The sequence below is a fragment of the Streptomyces sp. TRD_SC_5 genome, from assembly GCF_056836825.1.
The window spans coordinates 5,481,049-5,495,326 of sequence record NZ_JBWZZS010000001.1 but is presented as its reverse complement, the minus strand read 5'-3'; the positions used below and the strand labels follow the sequence as shown (position 1 = coordinate 5,495,326).

General features: G+C 66.8%; 11 protein-coding genes and 1 rRNA gene. 2 read left to right on the top strand and 10 right to left on the bottom strand.

All coding sequences use genetic code 11. From position 1 onward, the window contains the following. Positions 1–188: 188 nt before the first annotated feature. The 4 genes from AC1P0E_RS25280 to thyX form a co-directional block, all read right to left on the bottom strand. Positions 189–1,714: ribosomal RNA gene (locus tag AC1P0E_RS25280) — 16S ribosomal RNA — on the bottom strand. A gap of 527 nt (positions 1,715–2,241) precedes the next feature. Further along, the gene (locus tag AC1P0E_RS25275) at positions 2,242–3,927 is read right to left on the bottom strand and encodes a ribonuclease J (protein ID WP_482744406.1); all 1,686 of its coding nucleotides are present in this window, start codon (positions 3,925–3,927) and stop codon (positions 2,242–2,244) included. Positions 3,928–4,040: 113 nt separating this feature from the next. Continuing rightward, on the bottom strand, positions 4,041–4,940 hold the full coding sequence (gene dapA / locus AC1P0E_RS25270; RefSeq protein WP_482744405.1) for a 4-hydroxy-tetrahydrodipicolinate synthase: 900 nt from the start codon (positions 4,938–4,940) through the stop codon (positions 4,041–4,043). A gap of 207 nt (positions 4,941–5,147) precedes the next feature. After that, the gene (gene thyX / locus AC1P0E_RS25265; RefSeq protein WP_482744404.1) at positions 5,148–5,900 is read right to left on the bottom strand and encodes an FAD-dependent thymidylate synthase; all 753 of its coding nucleotides are present in this window, start codon (positions 5,898–5,900) and stop codon (positions 5,148–5,150) included. Positions 5,901–6,092: 192 nt separating this feature from the next. Here thyX and AC1P0E_RS25260 point away from each other — a divergent pair, with 192 nt between their 5' ends. After that, a complete protein-coding gene (locus tag AC1P0E_RS25260; protein WP_482744403.1) occupies positions 6,093–6,332 on the top strand; it encodes a hypothetical protein in 240 nt (79 codons plus the stop codon). Positions 6,333–6,427: 95 nt separating this feature from the next. Continuing rightward, positions 6,428–6,985: a hypothetical protein gene (locus tag AC1P0E_RS25255; RefSeq protein WP_482744402.1), complete on the top strand. Its 558-nt coding sequence runs from the start codon at positions 6,428–6,430 to the stop codon at positions 6,983–6,985. A gap of 52 nt (positions 6,986–7,037) precedes the next feature. Here the strand turns inward: AC1P0E_RS25255 and AC1P0E_RS25250 are convergent, their stop codons facing one another. From AC1P0E_RS25250 to eccD, 6 genes are all read right to left on the bottom strand, one after another. Then, the gene (locus AC1P0E_RS25250; RefSeq protein ID WP_482744401.1) at positions 7,038–7,478 is read right to left on the bottom strand and encodes a hypothetical protein; all 441 of its coding nucleotides are present in this window, start codon (positions 7,476–7,478) and stop codon (positions 7,038–7,040) included. A 16-nt stretch (positions 7,479–7,494) separates the two neighbouring features. Continuing rightward, positions 7,495–8,247, bottom strand: a complete 753-nt coding sequence (dapB, locus tag AC1P0E_RS25245) for a 4-hydroxy-tetrahydrodipicolinate reductase (protein WP_482744400.1) — start codon at positions 8,245–8,247, stop codon at positions 7,495–7,497. Positions 8,248–8,281: 34 nt separating this feature from the next. Then, positions 8,282–9,661 (bottom strand): M16 family metallopeptidase, encoded by a 1,380-nt coding sequence (locus AC1P0E_RS25240; RefSeq protein WP_482744399.1) that lies wholly within the window; start codon positions 9,659–9,661, stop codon positions 8,282–8,284. Then, complete coding sequence (locus AC1P0E_RS25235; RefSeq protein ID WP_482744398.1) at positions 9,658–11,880, bottom strand: polyribonucleotide nucleotidyltransferase; 2,223 nt, start codon at positions 11,878–11,880, stop codon at positions 9,658–9,660. Before AC1P0E_RS25235 ends, AC1P0E_RS25240 begins: the two co-directional genes overlap by 4 nt. Positions 11,881–12,166: 286 nt before the next feature. Beyond that, on the bottom strand, positions 12,167–12,457 hold the full coding sequence (gene rpsO / locus AC1P0E_RS25230) for a 30S ribosomal protein S15 (protein ID WP_018551846.1): 291 nt from the start codon (positions 12,455–12,457) through the stop codon (positions 12,167–12,169). Positions 12,458–12,664: 207 nt separating this feature from the next. Further along, on the bottom strand, positions 12,665–14,122 hold the full coding sequence (eccD, locus tag AC1P0E_RS25225) for a type VII secretion integral membrane protein EccD (RefSeq protein ID WP_482744397.1): 1,458 nt from the start codon (positions 14,120–14,122) through the stop codon (positions 12,665–12,667). Positions 14,123–14,278: the final 156 nt, after the last annotated feature.

The following is a 14,278-nucleotide window of genomic DNA, read 5'->3' as shown; positions in this document are numbered from 1 at the left end:
CGTACCCTCAGATACCCAACAGCGTGCCCGACCCGATTTACTGTGCTCACTTTCCACGCCGAAGCAGTACTTGTGAACCCACCAAACCGTGCCGAGTAGTCAACGTTCCACCCATGAGCAACCAGCACCGGACGTTCGCCGATGAACTGGCCTCTGACCCGGCGAACCGAGTAAGAAGTGCTCCTTAGAAAGGAGGTGATCCAGCCGCACCTTCCGGTACGGCTACCTTGTTACGACTTCGTCCCAATCGCCAGTCCCACCTTCGACAGCTCCCTCCCACAAGGGGTTGGGCCACCGGCTTCGGGTGTTACCGACTTTCGTGACGTGACGGGCGGTGTGTACAAGGCCCGGGAACGTATTCACCGCAGCAATGCTGATCTGCGATTACTAGCAACTCCGACTTCATGGGGTCGAGTTGCAGACCCCAATCCGAACTGAGACCGGCTTTTTGAGATTCGCTCCGCCTCGCGGCATCGCAGCTCATTGTACCGGCCATTGTAGCACGTGTGCAGCCCAAGACATAAGGGGCATGATGACTTGACGTCGTCCCCACCTTCCTCCGAGTTGACCCCGGCGGTCTCCTGTGAGTCCCCATCACCCCGAAGGGCATGCTGGCAACACAGGACAAGGGTTGCGCTCGTTGCGGGACTTAACCCAACATCTCACGACACGAGCTGACGACAGCCATGCACCACCTGTATACCGACCACAAGGGGGGCACCATCTCTGATGCTTTCCGGTATATGTCAAGCCTTGGTAAGGTTCTTCGCGTTGCGTCGAATTAAGCCACATGCTCCGCTGCTTGTGCGGGCCCCCGTCAATTCCTTTGAGTTTTAGCCTTGCGGCCGTACTCCCCAGGCGGGGAACTTAATGCGTTAGCTGCGGCACCGACGACGTGGAATGTCGCCAACACCTAGTTCCCAACGTTTACGGCGTGGACTACCAGGGTATCTAATCCTGTTCGCTCCCCACGCTTTCGCTCCTCAGCGTCAGTAATGGCCCAGAGATCCGCCTTCGCCACCGGTGTTCCTCCTGATATCTGCGCATTTCACCGCTACACCAGGAATTCCGATCTCCCCTACCACACTCTAGCCTGCCCGTATCGAATGCAGACCCGGGGTTAAGCCCCGGGCTTTCACATCCGACGTGACAAGCCGCCTACGAGCTCTTTACGCCCAATAATTCCGGACAACGCTTGCGCCCTACGTATTACCGCGGCTGCTGGCACGTAGTTAGCCGGCGCTTCTTCTGCAGGTACCGTCACTTTCGCTTCTTCCCTGCTGAAAGAGGTTTACAACCCGAAGGCCGTCATCCCTCACGCGGCGTCGCTGCATCAGGCTTTCGCCCATTGTGCAATATTCCCCACTGCTGCCTCCCGTAGGAGTCTGGGCCGTGTCTCAGTCCCAGTGTGGCCGGTCGCCCTCTCAGGCCGGCTACCCGTCGTCGCCTTGGTAGGCCATTACCCCACCAACAAGCTGATAGGCCGCGGGCTCATCCTTCACCGCCGGAGCTTTTAACCCCTCCCCATGCAGGGAGGAGTGTTATCCGGTATTAGACCCCGTTTCCAGGGCTTGTCCCAGAGTGAAGGGCAGATTGCCCACGTGTTACTCACCCGTTCGCCACTAATCCACCCCGAAGGGCTTCATCGTTCGACTTGCATGTGTTAAGCACGCCGCCAGCGTTCGTCCTGAGCCAGGATCAAACTCTCCATGAATGTTTGCTCGTAATCGAGCTAGCACCACGAAAGAGCGGAACAGATCGGGCCGGAATATGGCCCGCTGTTCTCAGCGTCCTCGCTGTGTTTGCCTGGACTGCACTATCACTAGGACAGCCAGGTCTTCTTCAAAGGAACCACCAACCCACCGAAGTGGGCCGGGGTATCAACATATCTGGCGTTGACTTTTGGCACGCTGTTGAGTTCTCAAGGAACGGACGCTTCCTTTGTACTCACCCTCTCGGGCTTTCCTCCGGGCTTTCGTTCGGTATTTCGTGTTTCCGACTCTATCAGACTCTTTCGTGTCCGACTTCCTCGGCGCTTTCCAGGTTTTCGCTTTCGCGTTTCCCTTTCCGGCGATTCCGACTTTATCAGAAGTTCTGAGTCGGAATTCCCGCCCCGCTCGGGTGGTCCAGGCGCACCAGTGCGCCGGGCTTCCCGTTCAGGAGGAGTCGTAAACGTACTGGAGCGGGGCGCCTCGATGCAAATCGAGGTGCCCCGCTCCCGGTTGACGTGCTACGGCGACGTCAGACCTCGACGACGACCGGCAGGATCATCGGACGCCGGCGGTAGGTGTCGGAGACCCACTTGCCCACCGTGCGGCGAATGAGCTGCTGGATCTGGTGCGTCTCCAGGACGCCGTCCCGGGCCGACTTGGCGATCGCCTCTTCCATCCGCGGGACGACGGCCGCGAACGCCGAGTCGTCGATGCCGGAGCCACGGGCATGGATGTTCGGGCCGCCCACGATCTTGCCGGTGGCGGTGTCGACCACGACGAAGACCGAGATGAAGCCTTCTTCGCCCAGGATGCGGCGGTCCTTGAGGTGGGTCTCGGTGACATCACCGACCGAGAGGCCGTCGACGTACACATAGCCCGCCTGGACCTTGCCGACGATCTTCGCTCGGCCGTCGATCAGGTCGACCACCACGCCGTCCTCGGCGATGACGATGTGGTCCTTGGGGACTCCTGTGAGGGCTCCCAGTTCGGCGTTGGCGCGCAGGTGGCGCCATTCGCCGTGGACCGGCATCAGGTTCTTCGGCTTGCAGATGTTGTAGAAGTACAGCAGCTCGCCGGCCGAGGCGTGGCCCGAGACGTGGACCTTGGCGTTGCCCTTGTGGATGACGTTGGCGCCCCAGCGGGTCAGGCCGTTGATCACCCGGTAGACCGCGTTCTCGTTACCCGGGATGAGCGACGAGGCCAGGATGACGGTGTCGCCCTGGACGATGCGGATCTGGTGGTCGCGGTTGGCCATGCGGGAGAGGGCCGCCATCGGCTCGCCCTGGGAGCCGGTGCAGACGAGGACGACTTCGTGGTCGGGGAGGTCGTCGAGGGTCTTTACGTCCACTACCAGGCCTGCCGGGACCTTCAGGTAGCCCAGGTCTCGGGCGATGCCCATGTTTCTGACCATCGAGCGGCCTACGAAGGCGACGCGGCGACCGTACTCGTGGGCGGCGTCGAGGATCTGCTGGATGCGGTGCACGTGGCTGGCGAAGCTGGCCACGATGATGCGCTTCTGGGCGTTCGCGAAGACCGTGCGCAGGACGTTGGAGATGTCGCGCTCGGGCGGGACGAAGCCCGGGACCTCGGCGTTCGTCGAGTCGGAGAGGAGGAGGTCGATGCCCTCCTCGCCGAGCCTGGCAAACGTCGGGAGGTCGGTGAGGCGGCGGTCCAGCGGAAGCTGGTCCATCTTGAAGTCGCCGGTGTGGACGACCATGCCCGCCGGGGTGCGGATGGCGACGGCCAGCGCGTCCGGGATGGAGTGGTTGACCGCCACGAACTCGCAGTCGAAGGGACCGACGCGCTCGCGGTGGCCCTCCGTGACTTCAAGGGTGTACGGGCGGATGCGGTGCTCCTGGAGCTTCGCCTCGATCAGCGCGAGCGTCAGCTTGGAGCCGATCAGCGGGATGTCCTGCTTCAGGCGGAGCAGGAAGGGGACGCCGCCGATGTGGTCCTCGTGGCCGTGCGTGAGCACGATGCCTTCGATGTCGTCGAGGCGGTCCTTGATGGACGTGAAGTCCGGCAGGATCAGGTCGATGCCGGGCTGCTCTTCCTCGGGGAAGAGCACGCCGCAGTCGACGATGAGCAGGCGGCCGCCGTACTCGAAGACCGTCATGTTGCGGCCGATCTCGCCGAGGCCGCCTAGCGGGGTGACGCGCAGGCCGCCCTTCGGGAGCTTGGGCGGCGTGCCGAGTTCAGGATGCGGATGACTCAAAAGACTCTCCTCACCACACACGCCACGTACCGCTGAGGCACGTGGCGCGCATGACATTCGTGCACTTGCTGTTGTTTGTGGGATTCCTGCGTATTCAGTTGTGAAGTCTGGGGTTAGAGCTGCACTCCGCCGGCTGCCAGGTCTCGCTTGAGCTGTGCCTCTTCGTCCGGCGTCAGCTCGATCATCGGCAGGCGCAGGGGGCCTCCGGGCAGGCCCTGGAGGGCGAGGGCGGCCTTGGTGGTGATGACGCCCTGGGTGCGGAACATGCCGGTGTAGACCGGGAGCAGCTGCTGGTGGATCTCCGTGGCCTTGCGTACGTCGCCGGCGAGGTGGGCTTCCAGGAGGGCGCGCAGCTCGGGGGTGACCACGTGGCCGACCACCGAGACGAATCCGACCGCGCCGACGGAGAGCAGGGGGAGATTCAGCATGTCGTCGCCGGAGTACCACGCGAGGCCGCTCTGGGCGATGGCCCAGCTGGCGCGGCCGAGGTCGCCCTTGGCGTCCTTGTTGGCGACGATGCGCGGGTGCTCGGCCAGGCGGACGAGTGTCTCGGTGTTGATGGGCACACCGCTGCGGCCCGGGATGTCGTAGAGCATCACGGGGAGCTCGGTCGCGTCGGCGATGGCCGTGAAGTGCCGGAGGAGGCCCTCTTGCGGGGGCTTGTTGTAGTACGGCGTCACGGCGAGGAGGCCGTGTGCGCCGGTCTTCTCGGCGGCTCGGGCCAGCTCGAGGCTGTGGCGGGTGTCGTTCGTGCCGACTCCGGCGACGACGTGGGCCCGGTCTCCGACGGCCTCCAGTACAGCCCGTACCAGGTCGTTTTTCTCCGCGTCGCTGGTGGTCGGGGACTCGCCGGTGGTGCCGTTGACGACCAGCCCGTCGTTGCCGGCGTCCACGAGGTGGGCGGCGAGACGCTGGGCGCCGTCGAGGTCGAGTGCGCCGTCCGCCGTGAAGGGCGTGACCATGGCGGTGAGGACCCGCCCGAAGGGGGTCTGCGAAGTGGAGATCGGAGCCATGGGTAACACGCTACTCGCTGCTCAACGCGTCGTGTCCCCTCGGGGGAGGTCAGACGTACGGGAAGAGTAGAACCCGACACTGCCTGCTCGGGGGTTCAAGCAGTGCCGGGTCCGTTTGATCAGCCTAGATGAAATTCTCGAACTGCGGCAATACGGACACTTCGGACGGTCGATCCGTACATCTGTCCTCAGGCCGGCGTCCCGGCCCTACGGGGCGACTCGTCCGTTGCCGTTGAAGGCCGCGTACGTGAGGGGCATGAGCGTGGCCCAGTGGGCCTCCATCTGCTCGCCCACCATCTCGATCTCGCGCTGCGGGAAGGACGGCACCTTCGCGAGCTCGTGCTGGGTGCGCAGGCCGAGGAAGTGCATGAGGGACCGGGCGTTGCACGTCGCGTACATCGAGGAGTACAGGCCCACGGGGAGCACCGCGCGGGCGACCTCGCGGGCGACTCCGGCGGCGAGCATCTCCTGGTAGGCCTCGTACGACTGGCGGTAGGAGTCCTCCATGGCGCGGGTCGTGAGCTCCTGCTGCTGCGGAGTGCCGTCGACGAACTCGTACTTGCCGGGGCGGCCCTGCTGGACGAGCTTGCGGGACTGACCGGGGACGTAGAAGACCGGCTCCAGCTCTCTGTAGCGGCCGGATTCCTCGTTGTACGACCATCCGACGCGGTGGCGCATGAACTCGCGGAAGACGAAGATCGGGGCGCTGATGAAGAACGTCATCGAGTTGTGCTCGAAGGGGCTGCCGTGGCGGTCCCGCATCAGGTAGTTGATGAGGCCCTTGGAGCGCTCGGGGTCCTTGCTCAGCTCCTCCAGGGACTGCTCGCCGGCGGTCGAGACCCGGGCGGCCCACAGGACGTCGGAGTCACTGGCGGTGTGCTTCACCAGCTCGACGGTCACTTCGCTGCGGAAGCTGGGCTTGGTGGTCTCGGTGGGGGTGCCATCAGGGGTAACAGTCACCGGCGGGGTCCTTCCATGTACATCGCTCGGGCGCCCCACACTCTACGGGCCAGGGCCAGCGCGACCGCCCGTCGGCGCTCGGGGGACATTGTTCGGCCGATTCGGGGAAATCGGGCACCAAGCGACAGCTTTGTACGTCTGTCCCTGTAGAAGCCCTGGTACCGGATCAAAAAAACAAAGGAGTGCCGCCCCATGTTGCGCCGGCGAGAGTCCGTCCCCTTCGCATTCGTTGCCGAGGCCGACCGATTCCGCAGTAACGTCACCCCTCCGCCCCCCGAACGTCCGAGTGCGTCCCAGGTCGTGGGACGTACGCTCATCGGTCTCACCGTCGTCGCCGGACTGGTGGGATCGCTGCTCTTCGGGCTCCCCGCCCTCGATCCGTCGCAGGCTCCCGGAGCGAACCAGAAGTCCGAAGCCGCTGACGGGCGCTGACTCGTCCGGGCCCCCTGAGGTGGCCCGGCGAAGACCTCCTCGGTAGCCTCACCGGGCACAGCCCAATCGAGCGTGCTGGTGAGTGAGGATCAGTCGTGCCCCTGCCTTTCCTGACGGCCGACCGTGCTTTCGAAGCGTCCGGTGAGACTTCCGACGATGTCGCCCTGCCCTTCGACGACCACGATCAATGGCGCCGGCCCTACCGCCCCGGGCCCTGGCGCGTGGGAGCGGCAGCCCTGCTGCTGCTCCTCGCGTCCTTCGTTCTCCTGGCTGCGATGATCATCGCCTTTACGGGGGCGATGCCGGGTGCGGGCATCTGTCTCGGCCTCGCCGTGGTCATGATCACTTGTGCCCTTCGACTGCTGCGCGTCGGTGCCTGGGTCAGCCGGCACGGGCTGCGGCGCGTGGGGTTCTTCTCGACGACCACGGTGCCGTGGAGCCGGGCGACGACCGTACGTACGGTCCAGCAGCCGGTGCGGTGGCTCGGGCTGCCGCGCACGGTGCAGGGGCAGGCGCTCGTACTGATCCAGCAGAGCGGTGAGCGGCTGCAGCTGCTCACCGACCACAACGCGGACTTCCTGTCGCGGGTGGAGGCCTTCGACCGGGCGGCCGACACGGTGGAGGTCTGGGGCGACGAGTACCGGCCGGTCTGAGACTCGGCACGCGAAAGGGGGCGTCCGGTCGGACGCCCCCTTCGGCATGGGCCTACTTGCCCGCGTGCAGCGCGATCGCGCGCTGCATCGCCTTGCGGGCGCGCGGGGTGTCACGCGCGTCGTAGTAGGCGATGGCGAGGCGGAACCAGGAGCGCCAGTCGTCCGGGGCGTCCTCGGTCTCCGCTCGGCGGCGGGCGAAGACCTCGTCGGCGCTGTCGCGGTCGATGCGGCCGCCGGGCGTGCGTACCAGTTCGTCGACGGGCAGGCCGCCCTCGGCCTCCAGCTTCGCCGACAGCACGTCCGCCTTGCGGGCGAACTGTGTGGTGTGCCAGAGGAACCACATGCCGATGGCCGGGAGGACCAGCACCGCGACGCCGAAGGTGACGGTGAGGACGGTGCCTTCGCGGATGAGGAAGTAGCCGCGGCTGCCGGCCAGGACGAAGTAGACGACCAGGACGGCGGCGAGGACGAAGTACGTGATCTTTGCGCGCATGGCTGTTGTTCTGCCGTCAGTTCAGGTCGAGGAAGTTTTCCAGGCCGAAGGTGAGGCCGGGAGTGGTCACCACGCGGCGCGCGCCGAGCAGGATGCCCGGCATGAAGCTGCTGTGATGCAGGGAGTCGTGACGGATCGTCAGGGTCTCGCCCTCGCCGCCCAGGAGGACTTCCTGGTGGGCGAGGAGACCGCGCAGGCGGATGGCGTGTACGGGTACGCCGTCCACGTTCGCGCCGCGCGCGCCGTCCAGCGCCGTGGCCGTGGCGTCGGGCTGGGGGGCGCTGCCGGCCCGGGCGCGCGCGGCCGCGATGAGCTGGGCCGTGCGGGTCGCGGTGCCGGAGGGGGCGTCGGCCTTGTTCGGGTGGTGCAGCTCGACGACCTCGACGGACTCGAAGTACGGGGCCGCCTGCTGGGCGAACTTCATGGTGAGGACGGCGCCGATGGAGAAGTTGGGCGCGATGAGCACGCCCGTCTCCGCAGAGGTGTCGAGCCATGAGCGCAGCTGCGCGAGGCGTTCGCCGGTCCAGCCGGTGGTGCCGACGACCGCGTGGATGCCATGGCGTACGCAGAAGTCGAGGTTGTCCATCACCGATGCGGGGGTGGTCAGCTCGACGACGACCTGGGCGTCGGCTTCGACGAGGGCGTCGAGCTTGTCGCCCCGGCTCAGCGCCGCCACCAGCTCCATGTCGTCCGCGGCCTCGACGGCCCGTACGGCTTCCGAGCCGATACGGCCCTTGGCACCGAGAACGGCCACGCGCAGCTTGCTCATTGCTTGCTTCTTTCTGTCTGACGTCTCTGAGGCTCTAGGCGACTGATTCGTGCAGGCGGTCTGCCTGCTTGTCCTTCAGCGGGCCGATGACCGACAGCGAGGGACGGTGACCCAGGACTTCGGCGGCCACCTCCCGTACCTCGTCGGGGGTCACTGCCGCCATCCGGGCGAGCATGTCGTCGACCGAGATGTGGTCGCCCCACGCCAGCTCGCTCTTGCCGATGCGGTTCATGAGCGCGCCGGTGTCCTCCAGACCGAGGACGGTGGAACCGGAGAGCTGGCCGACGGCGCGGTCGATCTCCTCGTCGGGCAGACCGTTCGCGGCGACCTTCTCGAGTTCGTCACGGCAGATCTTCAGTACGTCGTGGACCTGGGCGGGCCGGCAGCCGGCGTACACGCCGAAGAGACCGCAGTCGGCGAAGCTGGAGGTGTACGAGTACACGCTGTAGGCCAGGCCGCGCTTCTCCCGTACCTCCTGGAAGAGGCGGGACGACATGCCGCCGCCGAGAGCCGTGTTCAGTACGCCCATCGCCCAGCGGCGGTCGTCGGTGCGGGACAGGCCCGGCATGCCGAGGACCACGTGCGCCTGCTCGGTCTTGCGGTTCAGGTGCTCGACGCGGCCGGCGGTGCGGATGATGCGGGAGCCGTCGCGCGGGTCGAGCGGGACCGCGTCCGTACGGGACAGGGCGCCGGCGCGCTCGAAGGCCTTGCGGACCTGGCGTACGACGGTGGCGTGATCGACGTTGCCCGCGGCCGCTACGACCAGGTGCGTCGGGTCGTAGTGCTTCTTGTAGAAGCGGCGGATGCGGTCCGCGGAGAGCGCCTCGACGGTGTCGACGGTTCCGAGGACCGGACGGCCCAGCGGGGTGTCGCCGAACATCGTCCTGGCGAACAGGTCGTGGACGACGTCGCCCGGGTCGTCCTCGGTCATCGCGATCTCTTCGAGGATGACACCGCGCTCGGCGTCGACGTCCTCGGGCTTGATCAGGGACCCCGTCAGCATGTCGCAGACGATGTCGATGGCGAGGGGGAGGTTGGTGTCCAGTACACGTGCGTAGTAGCAGGTGTACTCCTTCGCCGTGAAGGCGTTCATCTCGCCGCCGACCGCGTCGATCGCGGACGAGATGTCGAGGGCGCTGCGCTTCTCGGTGCCCTTGAAGAGGAGGTGCTCCAGGTAGTGCGTCGCGCCGTTCAGCGTCGGGGTCTCGTCGCGCGAGCCGACATGCGCCCAGATGCCGAAGGTGGCGGAGCGTACGGAGGGCAGGGTCTCGGTGACGATCCGCAGGCCGCCGGGGAGGGTGGTCCTGCGGACGGTGCCGATGCCGTTCTGGCCCTTGAGCAGTGTTTGGGTACGGGCGACGGCCCGCCCCTCCGAAGAGGTGCGGGCCGTCGTCACGGAACTACGGGATGTCACTGGTCGGCGTCGGCCTTCTGGTCGGCGTCGGTGCCCTCTTCGCCCTCGATCACGGGGACGAGGGAGAGCTTGCCGCGGGAGTCGATCTCGGCGATCTCGACCTGGACCTTCTGGCCCACACCGAGGACGTCCTCGACGTTCTCCACGCGCTTGCCGCCGGCGAGCTTGCGGATCTGCGAGATGTGCAGCAGACCGTCCTTGCCGGGCATCAGGGAGACGAAGGCACCGAAGGTGGTGGTCTTGACGACCGTACCCAGGTAGCGCTCGCCGACCTCCGGCATGGTCGGGTTCGCGATCGCGTTGATCGTCGCGCGGGCCGCCTCGGCCTGCGAGCCGACCTGGGCACCGATGTAGATGGTGCCGTCGTCCTCGATCGTAATGTCCGCGCCGGTGTCCTCCTGGATCTGGTTGATCATCTTGCCCTTGGGGCCGATGACCTCACCGATCTTGTCCACGGGGATCTTGACGGTGATGATCCGCGGGGCGTTGGGGGACATCTCGTCCGGCGTGTCGATCGCTTCCATCATCACGTCGAGGATGTGGAGGCGGGCGTCGCGGGCCTGCTTGAGGGCCGCGGCCAGGACGGAGGCCGGGATGCCGTCCAGCTTGGTGTCGAGCTGGAGGGCGGTGACGAATTCCTTCGTACCGGCGACCTTGAAGTCCATGTCACCGAACGCGTCCTCGGCACCGAGGATGTCGGTGAGGGCGACGTAGTGCGTCTTGCCGTCGATCTCCTGCGAGATCAGACCCATGGCGATACCGGCGACGGGGGCCTTGAGCGGCACACCGGCGTTCAGCAGCGACATGGTGGAGGCGCAGACCGAGCCCATGGACGTCGAGCCGTTGGAGCCGAGGGCCTCGGACACCTGACGGATCGCGTACGGGAACTCCTCGCGCGTCGGCAGCACCGGCACGATGGCGCGCTCGGCGAGCGCGCCGTGGCCGATCTCGCGGCGCTTGGGCGAGCCCACGCGGCCGGTCTCACCGACGGAGTACGGCGGGAAGTTGTAGTTGTGCATGTAGCGCTTGCGGGTCACCGGGGAAAGGGTGTCCAGCTGCTGCTCCATACGGAGCATGTTGAGGGTGGTGACGCCCAGGATCTGGGTCTCGCCACGCTCGAACAGCGCCGAGCCGTGCACGCGCGGGATGGCCTCGACCTCGGCGGCGAGCGTACGGATGTCCGTGACGCCACGGCCGTCGATGCGGACCTTGTCCTTGATGACGCGCTCGCGGACCAAATGCTTGGTCAGCGCGCGGTACGCACCGGAGATCTCCTTCTCGCGACCCTCGAACTGCGGGAGCAGCTTCTCGGCGGCGATCTCCTTGATGCGGTCGAGCTCGTTCTCGCGGTCCTGCTTGCCGGCGATGGTGAGCGCCTGCGTGAGCTCGGACTTGACGGCGGCGGTCAGCGCCTCCAGCACGTCGTCCTGGTACTCGAGGAAGACCGGGAAATCGCCGGTGGGCTTGGCGGCCTTGGCGGCGAGGTCCGACTGGGCCTTGCAGAGGACCTTGATGAACGGCTTCGCGGCGTCGAGACCGGCGGCGACGATCTCCTCGGTCGGGGCGTCGGCGCCGTCCTTGACGAGCTGGATCGTCTTCTCGGTGGCCTCGGCCTCGACCATCATGATCGCGACGTCGCCGTCCTCCAGGACGCGGCCCGCGACGACCATGTCGAAGACGGCGTCCTCGAGCTCGGTGTGCGTCGGGAAGGCGACCCACTGGCCCTTGATCAGGGCGACGCGGGTGGCGCCGATCGGGCCGGAGAAGGGCAGGCCCGCCAGGATCGTGGAGCAGGAGGCGGCGTTGATCGCGACCACGTCGTACAGGTGGTCGGGGTTGAGCGCCATGATCGTCTCGACGATCTGGATCTCGTTGCGCAGGCCCTTCTTGAAGGAGGGGCGCAGCGGGCGGTCGATCAGGCGGCAGGTGAGGATCGCGTCCTCGGAGGGCCGGCCCTCACGACGGAAGAAGGAGCCGGGGATCTTGCCGGCTGCGTACATCCGCTCCTCGACGTCCACCGTCAGGGGGAAGAAGTCGAGCTGGTCCTTGGGCTTCTTCGAAGCGGTGGTGGCCGACATCACCATGGTGTCGTCGTCCAGGTACGCCACGGCGGAGCCGGCGGCCTGCTTGGCCAGGCGGCCCGTCTCGAAGCGGATGGTGCGGGTGCCGAAGGAACCGTTGTCAATGACGGCCTCGGCGTAGTGGGTCTCGTTCTCCACTAGCGTTATCTCCGATACTTTTCGTCTTTACGTCCCATGCGCCCGTATGGCGGAGGGACGGTGGCGGAGAAGCGCTTCCGGCTGCGGGCCGGTCTTCGATCGAAGACCCCGGGGTCCATGTGCTCCGGGGGCCACTACCGAGGACCGGCGGCGGGGAAGCCGCTTCTCGCTCGTGTTCTGTGTTGCGTTGTACGACCAGACTACTGAGCGTCCGGTACGTCCCGCACGTACAGCAAAGGGAGCGGTCCCCTAGAAGTGGGGTACCGCTCCCTTCACGACGTCCGTCTTACTTGGCGCCGCCGGCCGCGCCACGGCGGATGCCGAGGCGGTCGACCAGGGCACGGAAGCGCTGGATGTCCTTCTTGGCCAGGTACTGCAGCAGGCGGCGACGCTGGCCGACCAGGATCAGCAGACCACGGCGGGAGTGGTGGTCGTGCTTGTGCGTCTTCAGGTGCTCGGTCAGGTCCGAGATCCGGCGCGAAAGCATGGCGACCTGGACCTCGGGGGAGCCGGTGTCGCCTTCCTTCTGAGCGAACTCGGTCATGATCTGCTTCTTCGTAGCGGCGTCGAGCGGCACGCGTACTCCTCTTGGTCTTCGTATTGCCATCGAGTGCCCCAGGTCGAATTCTCTGGGGAGCTTCCGTTACTCGGGAGGCGGGGATCCGCTGGGCGCAGCCTCCGGATGTCCGGGGGCGCATACACAAGCGGCCGTCATGCAGCTTACCAGCAGATGCGAGCACTCCGTCGTCAAGGGTGCCGGCGCCCGCCTGCGTGCCTCGCCCGGTCAGACGCCGCCGCGGACCTTGGCGTAGACGTCGAGGACCGCCAGGCAGATCGGGATCAGGGAGAGCAGTACCAGCGAGTCCGCCAGGTCCAGCATGCGGCCCCAGAAGGGGGACAGGCCCTTCTGGGGGACGATCAGGGCGATCGCGATCAGGAGCATCGCGCCGGCCGCGACCGAGGCGCCGAGCCACAGGGTCCGTACGTCGATGCCCGCGGTGTTGCCCTGGGCCAGGTCCACGAGGATCTGGGTGGGGGGCGAGATCGCGAGGCCGAGGATCAGCAGGCCGGTCGTGAGGACGCCGGCCACCAGCAGGCAGGTGACCTGCGCGGTGTAGCGGAACAGGCGGGCGCGGAGCATCGCGGCCAGGGCGGTGACCAGGGCCATCAGCTGGGCCCAGCCGCTGTCGCTGAAGCCGAGCACCGCGCCGCCGGCGCCGAGGATGACGACGGCGCAGCCGCCGACGAGGCCGAGCAGAAGCTCGTGGCCGCGGCTGGTCTGGGCGACGATGCGCTGTACGTCGACGGCCTCGAGGTTGCCGTCCTGGCCCTCGCGGCGCGCCCTGGCCAGGTCCTCCGGGTTGCGGAAGCCGATCGGCAGCTTGGCGAAGCGGGCCGACCAGCCCGGCAGGAAGCCGACGACGGCCAGTGCGACGACCGAGGTGACGGCGGCGATCTCGCGGGGCTGCGCCTCGGTGAGTACTCCGCCGAATGCGGCGAACGTACCGATGACCGCTGCCAGCGCGGCGGCGACGAACGGGGCGTCTCCCTGCGGCAGCAGCATGATCAGTACGACGGAGAAGATCAGTACGGCTACGCAGCCGACGAGGAACTGCAGCCTGCCGGGGCCTTCGCCCGCGTCCTGCGGGATGACACCGGAGCCCGCGATGAGCGCGTGCGGCAGGGCGGCGATGCCCAGGGCCACGGCGGAAGCTCTGTCGTCGTACACCCGGCCGCGTACACCGGCGAGCGCCGTCAGAGCCAGCGCGACCACACCGGCGACGATGCCCTGGAGGCCGTGCATGTCGTGCCGCAGCGGGTCCGCGAACCAGAACACGAAGCCGAGCATCGTCAGGAGGAGTACTCCTGAGATCAGGCCCGCGACCCGCATCAGGTTGTCGTTCCAGCCGCGGAGGTCCTGCTTGACGGCGGTGGCGACCGCGTCGACCACGTCGTCGTGGACGGCCGGCGGCAGCGAATCGGCGAACGTGCGCAGCAGCAGCACCTCGCCGTCCCTGACCCGGTGCTCGAGCAACGAACGGCTCGCGTCGAGCACATGGCCGTCGCGGCGTACGAGGTGGTAGCCGGCGAGGCTGCCGTCGGACTGGACCATGCCCGAGAGCCTGATGATCTCCGGATAGATGTCCTGGATCGGCAGGTCCTCCGGCAGCGCCACATCGATACGACTGTCCGGAGCTGCGACGGTGACTCGGCAGAAACCCGTCGATGTGCCCGTGCTCACCTGGTAGTTCCCCCTGCTGGATAAGCTTCTTTACGCCGCTCGTACGACGCGGAGCGCCACCCTATCGCCCGCTCCGGGGGGCAGCGGTCCCGCCTCCCTCATTCCTCCTCGCCCTCCCCCGCATCTCCACGCTCCTGCCTCCCGGCGGCCTCCGGC